The organism is uncultured Parasphingorhabdus sp. (assembly GCF_963975555.1).
Lineage (GTDB): Bacteria > Pseudomonadota > Alphaproteobacteria > Sphingomonadales > Sphingomonadaceae > Parasphingorhabdus.
The window spans coordinates 51,129-71,618 of the sequence record NZ_CAXBHH010000001.1 but is presented as its reverse complement, the minus strand read 5'-3'; the positions used below and the strand labels follow the sequence as shown (position 1 = coordinate 71,618).

Genomic DNA, 20,490 nt, shown 5'->3' with positions numbered 1-20,490 from the left:
TGGGTTGTGACCACGTAAAATTTAGGGATGGGTAAATGAACAACGAACAATACGGAGCCTCGCTGTTGCAGCGGGTGAAAGCCATATTATTGCAACCACGTGCAGAATGGCCGGTCATCGAAGCTGAAACGACCAGTATCGCTTCACTCTATAAATCCTACATCTTGCCGCTGGCGGCAATCGGGCCGGTTGCCGGGTTCATCCACGCTGTTGTCTTTGGCAACAGCTTCTTCGGGATCACGCACCGGCCGTCTTTCATGTCGGCCCTGTCATCTGCGGTGGTCAGCTATATATTCACCCTGATCGGCGTTTTTCTGATGGCATTGGTGATCGACTTTCTGGCGCCCCGTTTCGGCGGCACTGCGAATCGGAATAATGCTTTCAAGCTGGCCGCATATAGCGCCACTGCGGCCTGGGTTGCCGGAGCGTTCCAGCTGATCCCAGGCCTCGGGATGCTCGCGATATTGGGGCTATATGGATTATATCTCCTCTTCGTCGGTATTCCGGTGATGATGAAAGCACCGGAAGACAAGGCGCTCATCTACACCGGCGCCATCCTTGCTGTCGGCTTCGTCGCGGGGCTGATCTTCAGCGTGATTCTGGCTCCGCTGATGCTTTTGACCAGTTCGGTTCCGGAAGTCGGCAATGGCAGTCTTTCCGGCAGCGTCAATGTGCCGGGTGTCGGATCACTCGATTTGGGCGAACTGGAAAAAGCCGGCGAGAAAATGGCGGCTGCCAATGAACGGGCGCAAAGCGGCCAGGCCACTACATTGCCGTCAAAGCAGCTGGCTGCAATGCTCCCGGCCGCGTTGCCGGGCGGGTTGGTCAAGACGAATACACATTCCAGCGGAACGTCGGTTGGCGGTGTCGGTGCCTCCAGCGCCTCGGCCAGCTATGGCGATGATGAGAAGCGGATCGATCTGACCATCACCGATCTCGGTATCGCCGGAAGCCTCGCCACGTTGGGCGGTGCGATGAATATGGAATCCGAAAGCCAGAATGGCACCGTGATCGAGAAAATGGGCAAAATTGACGGACGTCTCACGACAATCCGCTATGACAGCGCCAGCAAGGACGGCCGCTACGGGATGATTGTCGGTGACCGATTCAATGTGCAAGCCGACGGATATGCTGATTCCATCGCGGACCTGCGCGCGGTGCTCAATCAGATCGATCTGGACGCATTGGAAGCGATCGGAAGATCGGGCGAGTGAAAATAATATTGCGAGGAGGCCGGCGCTTCGCCCTCGGCTGGTTGCTGGCCCCTTCGCTATTTTCTCTGGCAAGCTGTGCAATGGCGGACAGCGGCGCAAAGACCGCTTGCCCCGAGTCACAAGCGATGCAGGTAGAAAATTATCCATCTTCGATCCTGTTGCCGCAGGGCGCTATCATCGAACGGAAAACTGCGGGTCATCCGCCGGAATATGCCAGTGACAATTATGCCGTTGTCGCAACGACAGCGGGGACGGTTGAGGCTGCATTGGCTTTCTATCGCTGCATGTTGCCGCGCCAGAATCTGTCGATCATCAGAGAAGAGCAAGGCAATGTTCTGCTCATTCGCTTCGCTGGCGATGCTATTGATGATGGCTCGGTCACGCTTAGCGACGACGGTGAAGGGGACGGAACCCGCATCGAGATATTCGTCATCGAAAAGGAAAAACCGAACCTTCCCATCCGCTAAAATCGCGGGAATGCAGAAAAAGCCTTGCTATACCAGCCACATGCACGAGAATAGAATCTCCTTCCGGCGCCTGTGCCCGGAATTTTGCATGGGAACATTGAATGGGGAGCAATCGCCGTGAAAGTGAAGCTGAAAGCCGCAAGCTAAACCTGTCCGAAGAACTGATCGCGGAGACCTATGACGCTTTGCGCCGGATAGCGTCCCGTCAGCTCAGCCGGCAGGCCACTGGTCCATCGCTCAACACCACCATGATCGTGCACGAAGCCTGGCTGAAATTATCCGCCTCCGAAGGATCGTCCTACACCGACCGCAACCATTATCTGGCAACGGCATCTCGGGCCATGCGGCAGATATTGGTCGACCACGCCCGCCGCAAGACCGCTGGAAAACGGGGCGGTGGCGCTGCCCATGTCCAGCTGGACGAAAATCTGGTTGCAGACACTGCGCCATCGGAAGCCATATTGACGATTGATGAAGCGCTTGGCTTATTGTCTGATCGCGTTCCGGAACTGGAGGCGGTGGTCGAATGCCGGTTCTTCGCCGGTCTGACCGTCGAGGAAACCGCCCACGCTTTGGATCGGTCCACGCGGACCGTCGAACGACAATGGACGCGGGCACGAATCTATCTCGCGGAACATTTTGTGGCGGATGATGGCGCTGTTTGACGTTATCAGACCGACAAGGAAATTCATGGTCGCTTATGAATTCTCATGGAAACAGGATCGCAAACAAATCCTTCCAATCTAGCGGGTCGCATATGACAACGGACGCAATATGAAGCAGGATATAGGCAAGTCTGATTGGGAAAGGGTGGATTACGCTCTCGACCATGTCTTGTCATTGGTGTCCGGCAAGCGTGCTTCGTGGATCGAGAAGCATTTCGCCGACGAACCCGCACTCGGTTTGCGGACGAAAATATTGCTCGACAAGGCGGCCAATAATGACGCGCTGTTCACCGTGCTGGAGCAAAAGCGCGACATGTTCCTCGATATGGTCGTGCCGGAATTCGCCAGTGATTCCGAGGATCCTCGTCTAGGCGCTCATTATGGCCCGTGGAAGATCGTCAGCCATATTGGATCGGGCGGACTGGCCGAGGTCTATCAAGTCGAACGGGATGATGATCGCTACCGGCAAAAAGCGGCGCTGAAGATCATGCGGGCGTCGATCCTGAGCGACGATCTGGTCAAATTATTCCATCGCGAACGCAATGTGCTGGCCAGTCTGGATCATCACGGCCTGGTGAGGATCATTGACGGCGGCGAGACGGCCACAGGATCACCCTGGCTGGTCATGGAATATGTCGATGGTCTGGCGATTACCGAACATTGTGCGACAAATGAGCTGCCTCTGGCGGAGCGGCTTGCACTCGTCGCACAAGCGGCGGATGCGTTGCAGGCCGCTCATAACCGGCTGGTCCTGCATGGCGATATCAAGCCAGAGCATGTCGTGGTTCAGGAAGACGGGTCGATCAAGCTGCTGGACTTCGGTATCGCCCAATTGCTCGACGAGGACGGGCTGGGTGGTCCGGCCATTGCCGTGTCTCCGGCTATTGCCTCGCCGGAACATCGTGCCGGAACAGCATTGACCATAAGCAGTGATATTTTCCAGCTGGGCCTGGTCCTCAAACAGCTGATATCCGATTTTGACCTTGATGCCGATCATATGGCGGTGGCGGAGATGGCAACGGCATCCGATCCGGCAGCCAGATATCCGTCCGCTGCGCAATTTGCCACGGATCTGAGAAAGCTGATCGACGGTCAGGCAGTTATGGCTGCGCCGGATAGCAAAGCGGCAGGGTTATGGCGCCTGATCAGGCGCAATCCATGGACGGCAGCCCTGGCGGCGTCCTTGTTACTGGGTCTTGCCGGCTGGGGATTGACCGCTTCGATCTATGCAAACCAGATTCGCGAACAGAGGAATATCGCGGTTGCGGCTCTGGACCGGGTCGAACGAGGCAAGGATATGCTGCTCAATCTGTTCCGGCGGTTCGATCCGCTGGAAATGGACGCGGTCGGCCCGCAATCGGCGACAACGCTGAGGATGCTTGAGGCCTCTCTCGCCGACGCGCGCGAGAATCTGGCGGATGATCCGGCTTTGATTGCGGACTTGCTGGGCTGGACCGCGCGCGGCCACCAACGGGCCGATGACCTGCCGAGTGCGGAAAAACTGGCCGCAGAAGCTGTGGCCTTGCTCGACCGTGCCAAGGTCCCGCAAGATAATGCCTATGCCTCTGCTCTTGCCTATCTGGGCTATCTGCAAAGCCTGGGTGGCGACCGGAAAGCCGGTCAGGCGAAGCTGGACAAGGCGATGGTCTTGCTGGACCGGAACCGGACCGAAGATATCCACGCACTCGACACGATGTTGGTGGTGGCCTGGCGTCAGGAAGGACAGTGGACAGAGCAGAAAAAGCTGTTCGAACGGGTGGAAGCCCTGGCCGGGAAGCTCGACCAAATCCCCGCCGTTGTCGAAGCCGGCTCGGGGCTGGGCCGGTCGCTGACTGGTCTGGGTGAAGGGGCGGCTGCGGAAACCCAGCTGAACAAAACTCTCGACGTGGCCCGGAAATATTATGGCGACGATCACCCGCGCCTGTCGATCATCTATTCCGATCTTGGCCGGCTGGCGGCATCGCAGGGAAAACCGCATGCGGCGATAGAATATCATCGCAAGGCTCTGGAATTATCAGTCGCGGCCTTTGGCCCCGATTATTCGTCTAATCTGTCCCATCGCAGCAATCTTGCTCTGGCTCTGGTCGAGGCAGGGCAGATCGAAGCGGCGATATCCCAGTTTCGGAAAATTCTGTTGCAAACGCAATCCGAACATGGGGCCGGGACTCTGGAAGTAGGAGAGGTTAAGCAGAATTTGGCGGCGGCGCTCGTCCAGACAGGGCAATTTGCCCAAGCCGAAAGGGATTTGCGGGAGGTTGACAATATTTTCGCGCTCCATCTTCCGGACGATCACCCTCGTCGTGCCTTTCCATCGCTAACCCGCGCCGAAATGCGTATCGCGCAAGGCCGTTTTGCAGAAGCGAAGGTTGACGCGCAGCGGGCATATGACTTGCTCTCCCGGGTATTGCCTGCCGGTCATTTCGCCACCGAAGTGGCCCGTTGCCGGATCGGGATATCGCTATTGGGGCAAGGAAAGCACAAGGAGGCGAAACCGCTTATTCAGACGGCCTATCGCGGTCTGAAGGCATCCAAAATGCCGCTGCCGGACCGGTATCTGCTCCCTTGCAAGGCTGCCGCAGCGAAATTCTCTACCTAGTTCGTTCCGAAAATTGGCGGCATTTTCCATTGCTTTGCGTTGGAGGGGTGATTGGCGATGATCTTGACGATCACCCCGCCATTCGTTTGATGTTTCAACGGCAAAGGAATCCTGAAATGCCATTATCAAGCTTCAGATCGATATTAACTGCTTTCGCATTCGTTTCAGCTTCTTTGTCTTCGTCGGCAATGGCCGCGCCGGCCAGTCAACCCGGTCCGATGCAGGACGCGCAGGATATAGGGATGTGTGCTGCTCCCACCAGCTGGGCGGGGACGGACATGGTCCTGACCTGCACATGCCCGGCGAATTTCGACATTTCGCCTTCGCTGTGGGGCACCGACATTTATACGGCGGATTCCTATATCTGCTCCACAGCACTCCACGCCTCGGTTCTGGATCGCAGCGGCGGACGCGTGACGATCGAAATGCTGCCGGGTCGGAATAGCTACACGGGCACGAAACGAAATGGTGTGGCGACCCGAAGTTACGGAGAATATGACGCGAGCTACCGGTTTGTGAACCCGCGAGACACAGATTCAAACACGGCATCGGTCAGTGACCGCAACCGGTCTAATGCCAATGCACGGAAATCAAGGTCCGGGAGTTCTTTCGAACGAAATGCCGCGGCCATATTGGGCAGTCTTGGTTTGGGCAATTTGGGTCAGACGACTAATCAACTGACCGGCGAAGATATCGGGGAATGCCGCGCGGCATCCAAATGGCGAGGAACCGGCAAAACGCTGAGTTGTTCATGCCCAGCAAATACCGAGAACACGGGGTCAGTATGGGGAACCGACATTTACACGGATGACTCCTATATCTGCAAAGCCGCGCTCCATGCTGGACGGATCGGCCGTTCCGGCGGGCAAGTGTCGATCCAGATGCTCCCGGGGCAATCCTCTTATGCAGGAACCAGGCGCAATGGCGTCACGACAATGTCCTACCGTAGTTATGCGGGCAGCTACCGGTTCAATTGACGTGAACGGGCGGGCCGCGAGCAGGGCTTGAGGGCCGTCCCGCATTTATAAGATTAACATTCGGCTTGGCGCAACGGAGAGAAGATATGAAAAATAGCAGAGTAATTTTGACGATAGCAGCACCGATATTGCTGACGACCGGATGTTCCGATGATCCGAAGCCGTCAGAGGCCGTCGCCAATGGCCCCTTGGAAATCAGCAAGGTGGAGTCACCACCACCAGCCTTTTTACCCAAGGATATGGACTGGATGCCAAAGGATATCTGGCTTCCCGCCGACTTCGAACCGACGCAAAGCCAGAAGATGAATCCGATGGCAGAAACCTATCTCCTGCGCGGCAATACACAGACCAGCGCCGCAGACCTTCTGGCAGCCTATAATGATCGCATGATTGCAGCCGGCTATGAGCTGTTTCCCGTGGAAGAACCAAAGCCCGGGATGATATTATTTCGTGGGAACGGTCATGGAATGGTCATCATCGATGTCAAAGATGACGGTCTTAAAAGAGTGCTGGTCGTCAGCGTTGAAAATGCGACTGGAAACTAAAACCGGTTTTCATGCCGACGGATGACCCGGCTGCCCGCTACGGGGTCCAACCATATTTTTATAATATTGTAAGGAAATATCTATGAAATTTCGTATCGCGCTCGTTCTTCCTATGCTGCTTGCTGCCTGCGGTCAGGCAGGAGACAAGGACGCGACATCTGCCGAAGCAGCGAATAGCGCTGGCGTAGAATCGGCACAAGCTGCGGGCCTGACCCCGGCCTATCTCGAAGGCCAATGGTGCTTTTCCCATCTCCTCATCGAGGGAGAGCGGACCGATGAACAGATCAACTATATTTTCTCGCCTGACGGGACATTGCTTTACCAGACCAATTCATCGACGGAGATCGAGGAACCCGGGACCTATGTCATCGACGGTAACCGTATAAAAATCAAACCCACTCTCGCTTTCATGGACATGCAGCTCGAGAGTCTTTCTCAGGACCTGCTCATATTCAAAACTCCCTATGGACAGATGTTCTGGCCTCGCGGTGCCTGCGCGCCACAGACTTAGGAAACTGCCACACAATATGCCTGTAGCGCGGTATCAACACCGTTCTGTCGGGAATATCGTTTGTGCAGATCAGGCTGGTATCGCTCCAGAATAGGCCTGTGTGCGGTTTATCGCGCTCAGGCAGTTGGAAAACTGTGCCGTTCGCCGTTGGACATCTTGACATGTTTCCAAATAGAATTAGGCCGTCACAAACAAATGTGATCCAGTCGGAAAACCTTCTGTGACAATCAAATGGAGATTATAAAATGCGTGAAGCAGTCATCGTATCCTATGCTCGTACCGGGCTTGCCAAAGCTGGTCGCGGTGGCTTCAATATCACGCCTCCGATGACAATGGCGGCGCATGCCATCAAACATGCGGTCGCCAGGTCCGGTGTCGAAAGCGACTTTGTCGATGATTGCATCCTTGGCAATGTCGCGCACGCGGCCCCCAATATCGGGCGCAATGCGGCGCTTCTCGCAGGCCTTCCCAAAACAACCGCCGGGGCAACGGTCAACCGTTTCTGTTCGTCGGGCATGCAGTCGATCGCGATCGCCGCTAACCATATTCGCGGCGACGGAGCGGATTGCGTGGTCGCGGGCGGCGTCGAAAGCATCTCGATGCAGGGGAGCCGGGCAGACGAAGGCAGCATTGACCAGGAAATTCTGAAAATTGCCCCTGCGCTCTTCATGCCGATGATCGAGACCGCCGATATTGTTGCAGAGCGTTATAATGTCAGCCGCGAATATCAGGATGAATATTCCCTGCAATCGCAGCAGCGGATGGCCGCAGCGCAGGAAGCCGGGCTATTTGCCGATGAGATCGTTCCGATGCAGACCAAAATGAAAATGGTCGACCGGGAAACCAAGGCAGAAACCATCGTCGACTACACCGTCGACCGCGACGAGTGCAATCGGCCGGGCACCACATTGGAAGGCCTGTCCAGTCTGCAGCCGATCATGGGACCGGACAAATATATCACGGCCGGCAACGCCAGCCAATTGTCAGACGGCGCCGCTGCCGTCGTGTTGATGGAAGCGAAAGAGGCGGAACGTCGCGGACTGAAGCCATTGGGCCGTTTCGTATCCTGGGCCGTGGCCGGATGCGAGCCGGACGAAATGGGTATCGGCCCGGTATTCGCCGTTCCGAAACTGCTCGCACGTCAGGGCCTGACGGTTGACGATATCGATATCTGGGAATTGAACGAAGCTTTTGCGAGCCAGTGTTTGTACAGCCGTGACCGGCTGGGCATCGATCCCGAGAAATATAATGTGAATGGCGGGTCGATCTCTATCGGGCACCCGTTCGGCATGACTGGTGCTCGCTGTGCCGGGCATCTGCTGCAGGAAGGCCGCCGCCGCGGCGCAAAATGGGGCGTTGTCACCATGTGTATTGGTGGCGGTCAGGGCGGTGCCGGATTGTTCGAGATATATCCCTGAACGCTCAAGTCAGTCACGCTTTAGCGCAATTTAAGGAATAGAAGCAGTTTTGGATCAGCTAACAGACGAACAAGTCCAGCGCCGGTTATCGCAGGCGCTGGCCCATCGCTCATCCGTGTCTGCTGAGAAGCTGATCGGCGGATTGCTGCGTACCCTTGATCTCACGGCAGATGCTGACGACGAGTTTACATATCCGGCGCTTGCGTCAACCGCGCGCGAACGCATTTTTGGCGGCCAAGTAATTGCCCAGGCGATTGTCGCTGCGGATCGCACGGTTGATGCCGAGAAGAATATCCATTCGCTCCATTCCTATTTCCTGCGGGCGGGGGATGAAACAAAGCCGCTGCATTTCCGGGTTCATCGCGACTTTGACGGCCGTAGCATCTCCAATCGCAGGGTTGTGGTCCGGCAGGATGACAAGGTCATATTCAACCTGACGGCGTCCTTCCAGAAGCCTGCCGAAGGGCTGGAGCATCAAATAAAGATGCCGGACGTATTGCCGCCCGAGCAATGTATGAGTGCGATGGAGCAAATCGCCCGCAACCCTCAGGTTCCGGACGAGTATATCGAGCGGATGAGTATGCCGCGCCCGTTTGATGTCCGCAGCGTTCGCCCGGAAGGCAAATGTCAGGAGGCGCGTCAATATCAGTGGCTCAAGACGGTCGCGCCGTTGCCGGATGATCCGCTCATACACCGGGCAACCCTGGCCTTTGCTTCCGACATGGGATTGCTCTCGACGTCGATGATTCCACACGGATTGCACTGGACGACGCCCGGTCTGTTCTCGACCAGCCTCGACCATGCCATGTGGTTCCATGATGATTTCAGGGCCGATCAATGGATCTGTTACGTCATGGACAGCGACTGGACCGGCCATACGCGCGGTCTCAATCGCGGATCACTCTATACGCAGGACGGCATATTGGTCGCCTCGGCGGTGCAAGAGGGAATGATCCGCCTTGCACCGAAAAGCGATTGAGCTTTAGAAAAGCGCCTTAAGATCCTTCTTCAATATTTTGCCGTTGGCGTTGCGCGGCAAGCCGTCTGCGCGGAACAATATCTTTACCGGCACTTTAAAGTTCGCCAGCCGTTCGCGGACCCATTCCTGCAATTCCGCTTCGCTGGCGGTTTTTCCCGGGGCCAGCTGGACAATAGCCGCTGGTTCTTCGCCCAATGTCCTGTGATCGATCCCGATCAACGCGGCATCCATTACCGCCGGATGATCGTAGAGAACATTCTCGACCTCGGATGAGTAGATATTCTCTCCCCCGCGAATGATCATGTCTTTTGCGCGGTCGACAATATAGCAGAATCCCTCGTCGTCCAGTCGCGCCAGATCGCCGGTACGGACCCAGCCATCGACGAAAGTCTCGGCGGTTGCCTCGGGACGTTTCCAATAGCCTTTTGCGACCATCGGTCCACGCGCCCAAAGTTCCCCCACTTCGCCAATCGGCATTTCCTGGCTGGCATCGCCGCTCATGACTTTCAGATCGGCGGCGGCCACTGGCGGTCCACAACTGGTCGGGCGATTGAGATAATCCTCGGCGCTATGGCCCGTAACGGTCGCCATGGTTTCGGTCATGCCCCAGCCGTTGCCGGGCAACGCGCCAAAGACTTCATATATTTTCCGGGCCAGTTCGGGCGCCGACGGCGCACCGCCATAGCTGATCGAATCGATCGAGCTCAGGTCATATTTCTCGCGGTCGGGATGTTCGATCAATTGCCAGGCAATAAACGGCACACCGCCGGTTGCATTGACCTTTTCCCGTTCGATAATTTCCATCGCCTTGACCGTGTCCCACTTGTGCAGGAAGATCATTTTGTGGCCGCCATGAACCGTTGGCATCATGGTTGCGGAACAGGCGGTGCAATGGAACATGGGGATGACCGTCAAGCCAACCCGGGTGGTCGGTTCGGGCATTTCATTGCCCCGGCGCAAAGCTGCGACCGCTCCGCCATAGCCGGCAGAAACAGCGTTGGTCGTCAGGTTGCGGTGACTGCCGAGGGCGCCCTTGGGTTGCCCGGTCGTGCCACTGGTATAAAAAATTGTCGCGGCATCGTCCGGTGCAATGTCGACCGCGGGCAAATCCTGATCCGGCAAATCGCCATAATCATTGGGGCGACCGATAATATCTTCGAGCGGACGCGCCGGTGCTGCCAATGCGCCCTGGCTGCGCGCCACGATGACATGTTTGAGTTCTGGCAGCTCCGCCAGATGTGGAGCAATCCGGTCCCATCGTTCGGCATCGCACAGCAATATACTGGATTCTGAATTCTCCAGTCCGAAAACCAGTTCCTGATCGGTCCACCATCCGTTGAGCGGCACAGCAATGGCGCCGATGGATGTCGCGGCGAAGAAAATCACCGGCCATTCCGGCAGGTTGCGCATGGCAAGCGAAACCCGGTCACCCTTGGATACGCCCATTTCCTGCAGTTCCACCGCAAGAGCGGCGACAGCGCGATACCAGTTGGCATAGGTGACGCGTTCGTCTTCAAATATCAGAAATTCGCTGTCGCCATGACCGCGCGCATGTTCCGCCAGAGCAGCGAGGCTCGGATGGGCGTTTTTCCAGACCCGGGTTGCGACGCCGTCGACATCGACCATTTCCATTTCAAATGGCTGGCCGGGGGCACATAATAATGCTTCTACTTCATCACGCGACCGCAGCGGCCATCCATTGCTGGGCGTCCACTTTTCCAGTGGATCTATTGCTTGAGTTGCCAATTTATTCTCTCCTATTCGATATACGTAAACCTACCCGTTGAATTTTTCGCCTTTGCTGGCCTTGTTCCGCAGCATATCGGCGACCGGCAGATTGTGTTTCTCCAGTCCGGCAACGACTTTGTCGAGACCGACGGTATCGGCCCAGAACATCGGCCCACCGGTATAAAGCGGCCAGCCGTAGCCGTTGATCCAGACGACATCGATATCGCTGGCGCGTTGTGCCATGCCTTCTTCGAGGATTTTGGCGCCTTCATTGACCATCGGATAGAGCAACCGCTCGCGGATTTCGTCCTTCGAAATGTCGCGCTGCTGCTTGCCGGCCTTGGCAGCAAATTCGGCGATGATCTGTTTGACCTCATCGGAGGGCGTCCGTTGACGCGCCTGATCATAGTCGTAAAATCCCTTGCCGACTTTCTGGCCCCAGCGGCCGACGGCGCACAAGGCGTCGCGCATGGATTCGATGCGCGCCGGATCGCGATGCCATCCGATATCGATGCCGGCCAGATCGGACATCTGGAATGGTCCCATCGGGAAGCCGAATTCGAGCAGAACATCGTCGACTTCCCAGTAATTTGCGCCTTCCATGAGCAACGCATTGGCCTGTTCCTGACGCGGGCTGAGCATCCGGTTGCCGATGAAGCCGGGACAGACACCCGAAACTGCGGCGACCTTGCCTATTTTCTTGGACAGCTTCATCGCCGTCATCAGAACATCGTCAGCGGTCTTCTCGCCGCGCACGATCTCGAGCAATTTCATCACATTGGCTGGCGAGAAAAAGTGCAGGCCCAGAACATATTCGGGGCGCTTGGTCACCGCTGCAATCTCGTCGATATTCAGGTAGCTGGTGTTGCTGGCAAGGATCGCACCCTGCTTCACAATCGCATCCAGCTTGGTGAACACTTCCTTTTTGACATCCATATTCTCGAACACCGCCTCGATCACCAGATCGCAATCGGCGAGATCGTCGTAGGACAGGCTGGGTGTCAAAATGCCCATCGCATCCTCGACCTGCTGCTCGATCATGCGGCCGCGCTTGGCGCTATTTTCGTAATTTTTGCGGATCACACCGACGCCGCGATCCAGCGCTTCCTCTTTCAGCTCGACGATGGTCACGGGAATGCCAGCGGACAGAAAGTTCATGCCGATGCCGCCACCCATGGTGCCGGCGCCCAGAATCCCGACTTTCTTGATAGGGATAAGATCGATTTTGGGATCAATACCGTCAATCTTGTTGGCCGCGCGTTCGGCAAAGAAATAATGCTGCATGGCAGCCGACTGTGTGCCGGTCATCAGCTTCGTGAACAGCTCGCGCTCTTTTGCCACGCCGTCGGCATAAGATAGTTCACCCGCCGCTTTGACTGCCTGGATACCCGCTTCGGGTGCATCGAAGCCGCGAATTTTGCGGCCGCTTTGCTGCCGGAATTCGTCAAATATAGCCGGGTTCTTGATGCCGTCTTCGTTGGCTGTGCCTTCGGAAGAGCGCGGAGGCGCTTTGCCAATCTGCTCGCGGGCAAAGGCTATCGCATCATCGGCCAGACTGTCTTCGCCGACGATCTTGTCGATCAGGCCAATGGCATGGGCCTTTTTGGCCGAAATAGGGTTCCCGATCACCACCATCGGCAAGGCGGCTTCCGCGCCAACCACGCGTGGCAGGCGCTGGGTTCCGGCGGCACCGGGAATCAGGCCCAATTTGACTTCCGGCAGCCCCATTTTTGCAGAGGGAACGGCAATCCGGTAGTGGCAGGCCAGAGCAACCTCACAGCCGCCGCCGAGAGCGGTTCCGTGGATCGCCGCAATAACCGGCTTGCTGCTGGCCTCCAACCGGTCGAGAGCCGCGCCGAGATCGGGGCCCTTCATCGGCTTGCCAAATTCGGTAATGTCGGCTCCGGCGAAAAATGTCCGACCATCACAGCGGATAACCACGGCCTCGACTTCGTCGTCGGACAGAGCCTCGTCAATGCCGTCGACCAGTCCCTGACGAACGGCTGCGCCGAGAGCGTTGACCGGGGGATTGTTCGCGACAATGACCAGAATATTATCGTGTTTTTGAGTGGTTACGACAGACATTTTTTTCTCCTAAAGACCATGCTTTCGTGGCGAAGCATTGCGGTAAAGCGTGATAACAGACCGCGATTATCGGCTAAGCGGACCGGATATCACAAAGGCTCAGGATTTGAAAACAGGCTTTTGTCCCGGTGGAATTCAAATCGACTATATTAATATAGGGTCGAGCGATTTCCGTCGGATTCCCTAACGGATATCAGGTCATGCGACTCCCGCAATTTTTTTAGCCAGATTCGTCAGGCGGCGCGCAATGACGCGGTCTCAGTCGTAACTGGTCTGATGTATATCCTGCAGAGCCCTGAAACTCTCCGCCTGTGCCGCTGCCCAGAAACGGGCATAAGGCGTGGCTTCCGGCGTATCGACCAGCGCATTGGCTTTGAGGAACGGATAAATTTCGTCAATCGAACTGGATTTCACCGCGTTCAAGCGTTCATGCAGATGGTGTGGGCGGATTTGCGAGGGATTCTCCAATCCCATCGAGACCACGATATCGCGCAAGGCGGCTGCGGTTTGCTGCTGAAACCGGTGCACGCGCTCGGCCTTATCCTCGACGACCAGACCGCGCTGCCGCGACACGCTCTGGGTCGCGATTCCGGTCGGGCACTTGCCGGTATGGCATTGCAAGGACTGGACGCAGCCCAGTGAAAACATGAAGCCGCGTGCAGCGTTGGACCAGTCGGCACCCAGTGCCGCATTCATTGCGAGGCTCGCCCCGCTGATAACCTTGCCCGATGCCGCTAGCCGGACATCGCCGCGCAGTCCTGCACCGATCAGCGCATTATTGACGAGAATCAGGCCTTCGCGGAGCGGCATGCCGACGCGGTCGGATAGCTCAACCGGTGCTGCTCCGGTTCCGCCTTCACCTCCGTCCACCACAATGAAGTCGAGCTTTATGCCGCTTTGCAGCATGGCTTTCATCACCGCGAAAATCTCGTGTGGCTGACCAACGCATAATTTTATACCCACGGGCTTTCCGCCGGAGAGCGTCCGTAGCTGCCCGACAAAATCGAGCAATTCTAGCGGGGTGGTGAAGGCCGTATGAGCGGCGGGCGATATACAGTCTTTGCCCTCCGGAATGCCCCGGGTCGCCGCAATTTCGGCGGTGACCTTCGCGCCGGGAAGCATCCCGCCCTGGCCGGGCTTGGCACCCTGGCTCACCTTGATCTCGATCATCTTTATCTGATCGAGCGCCGCGGTTTTGGCGAATTTTTCGGGGTCGAAATTACCATCGTCGGTACGGCATCCGAAATAACCGCTGCCGATTTCCCAGACGATATCGCCGCCATGTTTGGCATGATAGGGGCTGAAGCCGCCTTCGCCGGTGTCATGATAAAAACCGCCTTTTTGCGCCCCTAGGTTCAGGGTTTCGATAGCCTTTGCGCTGAGCGAGCCAAAGCTCATCGCCGAAATATTGAGAATCGCGGCCGAATAGGGTTTTTGGCATTGGGGACCGCCTACATTGACGCGGAATTCTCTGGCGGCCCGTTCATTGGGCATCATCGAATGATTGAGCCAGTCATATTCTTCGGAATAGACATTCAATTCCGTGCCAAAGGGGTGGGTGGAATTGTCGCCCTTCGAGCGGGCATAGACGAGCGCGCGGTCGTTATGATTAAACGGCCTGCCGTCCAGATCGCTTTCCACGATATAGGAGCGCAGATAAGGACGCAGGTCCTCAAAGAACCAGCGCATATGGGCAAGGACCGGATAATTGCGCCGCAGCGTGTGGCTGGTCTGGATAATATCCCATAAACCGACAGCGAGCAGAATGATCACAGGCACCAATAGCCATATCAGCCAGGGATTCGCCGGAAGCATGAAGCCGAGCAAGGCTGCAGCTGCAAAGAGCAATATCGGAACCACAAATCGTATCATTTTCTACTCCGCATATTGCGTTTGCATATCTGCTGCCGAACCTCTGACAGACATATATTAAGATCAACCCTGCCGACGAACCAATTCACCTGTGTCGATAATTTCGAACGTCATCTTATCGATGTAACGAACAGGTTCGTCATTTTCTGTCACCAGCCTCCGCGCGCCGGGATATTCCCGGACGCCAATGTCCATATCGACTATCCTGAAATGCTGATATTCGATAATGTCGAGACAGGAGCCATCGTCGGTCATGCATCGATAGCGAACAAGTTCTTTCTCCATGATTTCAGTCCGGGCTTCCGTTCGGATGATCGGGTGGCGTGACGGCCACGATGCGCAACATCCGTTCGGTGCCGCTCCGGTCCGGCCAGGCAATGGTCTCGCCAGCGACCATCCCGATCAGGCCGGCACCCATCGGGGTTAATATTGACAGGCAATCATTCTCGATATCCGAGTCCTTGGGATAGACCAGCTTCACCATCCGGCGCAGTCCGCTCGTCTCGTCGATAAACTCGACCGTGCAATTCATAGTCACGATATTATCGGGCATATCGTCAACGCTGTGCAGCGTTGCGCGGCCAAGCTCTTCGTAGAGCATTTCCGCCACTTTCGGATTGCGGGCCTCCAACGCCATCGCGAATGCCTCGATCGCGTCGCTTTCATGGTCGATCATATGGATCACCGGACGCATCGCGCCCGGACTGATATTTGTATTTTTCATGACATTGTTTCTTTTTAAAACTGGCCGGGAAGCTACGCGAAACGCGAAGTTCTTCTCTCAATATAGATTGTGGAAATCCCGGACCCCGTTTTGTCACCCCGTTCTATCGAGGCCAATAGCGCAGATCCGGGTCAGCTTCCTGCGGCGAGCTGTCCCGAAAGGTGGCGATATCGCCCGAGAGGAATGGTCATGGCCATCGAATGAATATGGTGGAGCCCGGTGATGTTGTCAATCCGCCGCAAACGTGGTTCGAGCGCTAGTGAAGCAACGCACTGTGCAGCCCATAGGCGACACAGGATTTGGACTGATCCGCGATGGTGACCGGAACGCCGATCCTGTCGGTCAGCGTCTGGCCAATCAGATTGATTGCCGCGCTACCGCCGGTCAATATGATCCCGTTGGAATAGATGTCGTCGCATAGTTCGGGCGCTGTATCACCCAGAAGATTGGCCGACATATCGGCGATTGCATCAATATGTTTGCCCACCAGGACGGCCAGTTCCTGAACCGGAATGGTTCTGGTCTCGGGCAGACCGGTTGCCATATTCTGTCCTTTGACCTCGATAGATCCGGCACCAGTGACATCGGTGACCATCTGCTCGACCAGTTCGAGCTTTGTTTGCTCCGCCATATTCTGCCCGATCAGGAATTTATGCTTGAAATGGAGATGGTCCATAATCGACTGGTCCATACTGTCGCCACCCTTCCGGATAGCGACGCGGCCACATAGGCCTCCCAGCGACAGCACAACCGCTTCGGTGACTCCCGCACCGCATTCGACGACCATTGCGCCCGTCGGGCCGTCGATCTCGATTCCGGCGCCATGGGCCGCCGCGATCGTTTCATCGACCAAGGTTACCGAAGATATGCCGGCGTCTCGCGCCGCAGTCATCAAGGCATTGCGTTCGGCGCTGGTGGCGTCGGTCGGAACGCCGATAGTAGCGGTCACGCCCCCTCTGGGCAGCTTGCCTATGCTGGAGCGAATGGCATATCCGAGGAATATCCGCGCAGCATCGATATCGTTCAGAACGCCGTAGCTAAGCGGCCGGATGATCGTCAGGTCCGCCGAGTCATGACCGCGCATTTTTCTGGCTTCAAGCCCTGCCGCGACCAGCTTTTTCCTGCCGCTATCACCGGAAAAACAGCATAAGGACGGTTCGTCAAAAACGATTCCCTCCGCCGCCGTCATGATACGCGTGTTAGCCGTGCCGAGATCAATGGCGATGTCCGGCTTATGTTTTCTGGTCAGGATTCTGTACATCAACGGATTTTAGACTGCATCAGCGAAGCTGTCAGCATTATTCGTGATAGGGGCATCGTGGGCAGTTATATTCCGGAACCCGGCTTGACTAAAAAAATCCCCATCCTATCTTGAGGGCATGGCTAAGAAACCATCATCTCTCTGGCTTGGTAGCATGGAAAAACTGCTAACACTCTAGCCCGCCCCGATCGGGAGACAAGAGTCTTCCGGCACCGGGGACAGGCGTCTTTGACGCTCACCGCAGCCAAGACTTTCGATAAGCCGTCTGCGTTCTCAATAATCGATATGTGAAAAGCAATCGCTGCAATTCTTGCGGAGCTTTTCGCTGGCGTATCGCGCTGACAAACACGGACCAGTGCGAGCTGGTGGTGATTGGTCGCGCGCTAAAAGGACTGGAAAATGATACAGGATATGGCAGCACACAGGACTCATGCTGCGCAGATTTCTTCGCGGACTCCCTCGCTTGGCGAAGGCCAATTGCGCGCCATCATGGGCATATTCGCGATTTCGATAACCCTCTCGATAATGGCCTTGATCCAAACGAGCATGAACATGTGACGCACGCGACGAGGAGGAAGCCTTAATCTCGGCTGGTAGTCCCTGACCGGTAAAAGGCCTCCGATCCGATGCTGGAGATATCACCAATGAACTACAGAAAAATACGACCTTATCCACCCGAACCGATTGTTCTGGCCTGATCCGGAATGTGGCATTGCCATCCGGGTCAGGCGCATATCCGCAGGAGCATCAGCTCTTTGATATGAACGTAATCGACAGGATAATAAAATGGCAAAGAAGAATAAATCAGGAAACCGGGAACCGAGAAAACCCAAGAAGCAAAAGGCAATTTCCGAAGTAGACAATAGCGTATCCGGTGCGCTCCAGCGGAAAATGCCCGGCAGTATGAAATCCGGACAGCCAAAAATGGCCTAGCCGTATTTGGTCCACAGGGCAGGGGCTGCCGCTCTCTACCTCCTCTGGCAGCTCCTGTCCGACGAATTCACATTGTCGAACATCTCAACTTTAACGGAGGACAATATGTCCAAATCATTTCTGCGTCGGCTCCGGAAAAAGCACGACGTTATTGATCGCAAGATTGCGCAAAAACAAAAGTCACCGGGTCAGGATCCCGAAAAGATCAGCGAGCTGAAGAAATTGAAGCTGTCGATCAAGGATCAGATCGCTCGTATCGAAGCGGCATCAAACAGTCCGGCTGTGCCCGCTTCCTGACAGTGACACGACGGAGCCATTTCGTGTGGCTCCGTCACCCGGAGTACAAATGTGAATGAGGAATATGACGATGATGGTACAATATAGGGATGATTGCAGGCCGTCAATATTCAGGCCGTCCGCACTGGTTCGCGTGGCAATCGCGAACTGGGAAAATGAAGGCGGTGCAATATTGCCGGTGGCCGGGAAATCAGATCGTGAACGGTCTAAGCGGGCGAAACATCCCGAGCGATTGTCTTGTCCAGTGGGCAGGCACTAGCGCTTAACCTTGGTCAGGGACGGTAAGACCTGTTTTTTCCCTGCCACAAATATGCCAGCGAAAATAAGCGCAATTCCCGCCATATGGAATATATATAGTTGCTCGCCGAGAAACAGCATGGCGAGGCCTGCTCCCATGACCGGCAGAATGTTCAGGAATTGCCCGGTCGAGGCCGCCCCGATCAGTTCGACTCCTCGGTTGAAAAAAAGATAGGCGAAGAAGGACGGAAAAATCGCCACATAGGCAATAGCGAGCGCGCTGTTCCTTGAGGCGACAATCAAATGTCCACTGGCGATTTCTGCTGCATAAAATGGCGCGATAACGACCACGCCGATCATCAGGGTTGCGGCGAGAAAACTTAGCGGGTGGACGGCCGGGCGGCGGCGAAGCGCCACGGTATAAATCGACCAAAGCAATACCGCAAAGGCGATGATCGCATCGCCTCGGTTCAGATTGAAATTCATCAGCGTGGCCACGTTTCCCCGCGAGATAATCGCAAGCACGCCCGCCAGCGATATGATCACCCCGGCAATCTGCCGGGTGCTGGTACGCTCTTTCATCAATATGGCGGCCATGATGAGGATAAGGGCCGGCTGGGCCGCTTGCAGGAGCATCGCATTGAGCGCGGTCGTGCTTTGGAGGCCGGTATAGAGCAGCGTGTTGAACGCGCCGATGCCCAGTGTTCCCAGGAAGAGCATGATTTTCCAGTTCGCTTTCAATGTCGGCCAGTCCCGCTTCAGATGTGGCCACGCGAGCGGGAGCAAAAGCAATAATGCCAGGCTCCAGCGCCAGAAGGACAGGGCTGCAGGAGGAGTCAGGTCCCGCGCCGCCCGCCCGACAATACTGTTGCCCGCCCAGAATAATGCCGTGAACGAAAGCAGGATATAGGCATTCGACCATATCGCTAGGCCGGTTCTTCGGATCCGGGAGGCTTGCGGTGAATTGGTCATGGAAACTCGATATTATGACTGTCGGCCTGGCCTACCGGTTGAAGACATGTCTGCCGATGCCACGTTGCTTGAGACACGATGCCTATTATGACACCCGCTAGGATAAGCAACCCTCCGGCCGCTTGTCTTCGCTTTGGCCATAGCCCGTTGGGCATACCCGGCAGCAAATGGTTTGTTTTAACATGGGATTGGTGGTGCGCGACGCAGGCCGTAGCGGACGGGTCTCTCCCTCTCGATATCCTGCAAATTCCCTAACGCGGATCACGAATTATGAGATGCGATCCAACTGGCACGGTCTTCGGAAAGCTGGGTATCATCGCGGAGTATGTCACTGACACGGCGGCCCACGATCTAGCACAGGATTAGCATCCATTTCTTTGAAGAGAACGAAAGATGCAGAGGTTTAAATCGGTAACGAGAATATTGATGAAATATTTGCTATGCGAGATAGCTCTCTATAGCGGCAACCATAGCTGGATCGTTAGGCGGCGTGTCCGGTGCAAACCGGGCAACGACTTCGCCCTTGCGTGAGACGAGGAACTTCTCAAAATTCCACAGGACCTCGGGCGCATCCCAGATCGGTATATCTTTGCTCTCTAGACGCTCGCGCATGGCATTGCCATTGGGGCTCGCGGCTTCGGGTTGCTCAGTGGTTAACGCGGTATAGAGCGGGTGGCGATCATCGCCGGCGACGCTGATTTTCGAGAACATCGGAAAGGTGACATCATAGGTCAGCGTGCAAAATTCGGCAATTTCCTGCTCGGTGCCAGGCTCTTGAGCGAGGAAATTGTTGGCCGGGAAACCGAGAATGACGAATCCCTTGTCCTTGTTCGCGCGATATAATGATTCAAGGCCCTCATATTGAGGGGTGAGCCCGCATTTCGAGGCAGTGTTGACGAGGAGAAGAACGGAGCCTGCATAGTCAGCAAGCGTAGTCTCTTTGCCATCGATCATCTTTAGCGGTATGGTTTGAATGGCAGTTGTCATGCTCGGTCTTCTTTCTGATTGT

At 56.0% G+C, this 20,490-nt stretch carries 19 protein-coding genes; 11 read left to right on the top strand and 8 right to left on the bottom strand.

Annotated features, from left to right (window positions below; translation table 11 throughout):
- Window positions 1–35 precede the first annotated feature (35 nt).
- From AAC060_RS00315 to AAC060_RS00275, 9 genes are all read left to right on the top strand, one after another.
- Entirely contained in the window at window positions 36–1,214 is a 1,179-nt protein-coding gene (locus AAC060_RS00315) for a Yip1 family protein (protein WP_339821538.1), read from the top strand.
- Window positions 1,211–1,681 carry a hypothetical protein gene (locus AAC060_RS00310; RefSeq protein ID WP_339821535.1) on the top strand — a complete coding sequence of 157 codons (471 nt, stop codon included), beginning with the start codon at window positions 1,211–1,213 and terminating at the stop codon, window positions 1,679–1,681. Before AAC060_RS00315 ends, AAC060_RS00310 begins: the two co-directional genes overlap by 4 nt.
- 101 nt (window positions 1,682–1,782) lie before the next feature.
- Window positions 1,783–2,346, top strand: a complete 564-nt coding sequence (locus AAC060_RS00305) for an ECF-type sigma factor (RefSeq protein WP_339821533.1) — start codon at window positions 1,783–1,785, stop codon at window positions 2,344–2,346.
- A 109-nt stretch (window positions 2,347–2,455) separates the two neighbouring features.
- A complete protein-coding gene (locus AAC060_RS00300) occupies window positions 2,456–4,942 on the top strand; it encodes a serine/threonine-protein kinase (RefSeq protein ID WP_339821531.1) in 2,487 nt (828 codons plus the stop codon).
- 242 nt (window positions 4,943–5,184) lie between these two features.
- Window positions 5,185–5,919: an LCCL domain-containing protein gene (locus AAC060_RS00295; protein ID WP_339821529.1), complete on the top strand. Its 735-nt coding sequence runs from the start codon at window positions 5,185–5,187 to the stop codon at window positions 5,917–5,919.
- Between the two features lie 86 nt (window positions 5,920–6,005).
- On the top strand, window positions 6,006–6,464 hold the full coding sequence (locus AAC060_RS00290; protein WP_339821526.1) for a hypothetical protein: 459 nt from the start codon (window positions 6,006–6,008) through the stop codon (window positions 6,462–6,464).
- An 82-nt stretch (window positions 6,465–6,546) separates the two neighbouring features.
- Window positions 6,547–6,975, top strand: a complete 429-nt coding sequence (locus AAC060_RS00285) for a lipocalin family protein (RefSeq protein WP_339821523.1) — start codon at window positions 6,547–6,549, stop codon at window positions 6,973–6,975.
- Window positions 6,976–7,220: 245 nt separating this feature from the next.
- Complete coding sequence (locus AAC060_RS00280; RefSeq protein ID WP_339821521.1) at window positions 7,221–8,393, top strand: acetyl-CoA C-acyltransferase; 1,173 nt, start codon at window positions 7,221–7,223, stop codon at window positions 8,391–8,393.
- Window positions 8,394–8,442: 49 nt separating this feature from the next.
- Window positions 8,443–9,372, top strand: a complete 930-nt coding sequence (locus tag AAC060_RS00275) for an acyl-CoA thioesterase II (protein WP_339821518.1) — start codon at window positions 8,443–8,445, stop codon at window positions 9,370–9,372.
- A 3-nt stretch (window positions 9,373–9,375) separates the two neighbouring features.
- Here the strand turns inward: AAC060_RS00275 and AAC060_RS00270 are convergent, their stop codons facing one another.
- The 6 genes from AAC060_RS00270 to AAC060_RS00245 all read right to left on the bottom strand — a co-directional run bounded on the left by AAC060_RS00270 (window position 9,376) and on the right by AAC060_RS00245 (window position 17,042).
- On the bottom strand, window positions 9,376–11,094 hold the full coding sequence (locus tag AAC060_RS00270) for a class I adenylate-forming enzyme family protein (RefSeq protein WP_339823742.1): 1,719 nt from the start codon (window positions 11,092–11,094) through the stop codon (window positions 9,376–9,378).
- Window positions 11,095–11,148: 54 nt separating this feature from the next.
- Window positions 11,149–13,185, bottom strand: a complete 2,037-nt coding sequence (locus tag AAC060_RS00265) for a 3-hydroxyacyl-CoA dehydrogenase NAD-binding domain-containing protein (protein WP_339821517.1) — start codon at window positions 13,183–13,185, stop codon at window positions 11,149–11,151.
- Between the two features lie 258 nt (window positions 13,186–13,443).
- The gene (locus AAC060_RS00260) at window positions 13,444–15,057 is read right to left on the bottom strand and encodes an FMN-binding glutamate synthase family protein (protein WP_339821514.1); all 1,614 of its coding nucleotides are present in this window, start codon (window positions 15,055–15,057) and stop codon (window positions 13,444–13,446) included.
- Window positions 15,058–15,120: 63 nt separating this feature from the next.
- Entirely contained in the window at window positions 15,121–15,342 is a 222-nt protein-coding gene (locus tag AAC060_RS00255; RefSeq protein WP_339821512.1) for a hypothetical protein, read from the bottom strand.
- Between the two features lie 4 nt (window positions 15,343–15,346).
- The gene (rnk, locus tag AAC060_RS00250) at window positions 15,347–15,781 is read right to left on the bottom strand and encodes a nucleoside diphosphate kinase regulator (protein WP_339821509.1); all 435 of its coding nucleotides are present in this window, start codon (window positions 15,779–15,781) and stop codon (window positions 15,347–15,349) included.
- A 256-nt stretch (window positions 15,782–16,037) separates the two neighbouring features.
- Complete coding sequence (locus tag AAC060_RS00245) at window positions 16,038–17,042, bottom strand: rod shape-determining protein (RefSeq protein ID WP_339823740.1); 1,005 nt, start codon at window positions 17,040–17,042, stop codon at window positions 16,038–16,040.
- 786 nt (window positions 17,043–17,828) lie between these two features.
- Between AAC060_RS00245 and AAC060_RS00240 the strand changes: the two genes are divergently transcribed.
- Both AAC060_RS00240 and AAC060_RS00235 read left to right on the top strand, forming a co-directional pair.
- Window positions 17,829–17,975: a hypothetical protein gene (locus AAC060_RS00240; protein ID WP_339821506.1), complete on the top strand. Its 147-nt coding sequence runs from the start codon at window positions 17,829–17,831 to the stop codon at window positions 17,973–17,975.
- Between the two features lie 105 nt (window positions 17,976–18,080).
- Complete coding sequence (locus AAC060_RS00235; RefSeq protein ID WP_339821504.1) at window positions 18,081–18,272, top strand: YdcH family protein; 192 nt, start codon at window positions 18,081–18,083, stop codon at window positions 18,270–18,272.
- A 255-nt stretch (window positions 18,273–18,527) separates the two neighbouring features.
- On the opposite strand, the gene AAC060_RS00230 is transcribed toward AAC060_RS00235, so the two are convergent.
- Both AAC060_RS00230 and AAC060_RS00225 read right to left on the bottom strand, forming a co-directional pair.
- Window positions 18,528–19,481 (bottom strand): DMT family transporter, encoded by a 954-nt coding sequence (locus tag AAC060_RS00230; protein ID WP_339821501.1) that lies wholly within the window; start codon window positions 19,479–19,481, stop codon window positions 18,528–18,530.
- A 438-nt stretch (window positions 19,482–19,919) separates the two neighbouring features.
- A complete protein-coding gene (locus AAC060_RS00225; protein ID WP_339821497.1) occupies window positions 19,920–20,468 on the bottom strand; it encodes a glutathione peroxidase in 549 nt (182 codons plus the stop codon).
- Window positions 20,469–20,490: the final 22 nt, after the last annotated feature.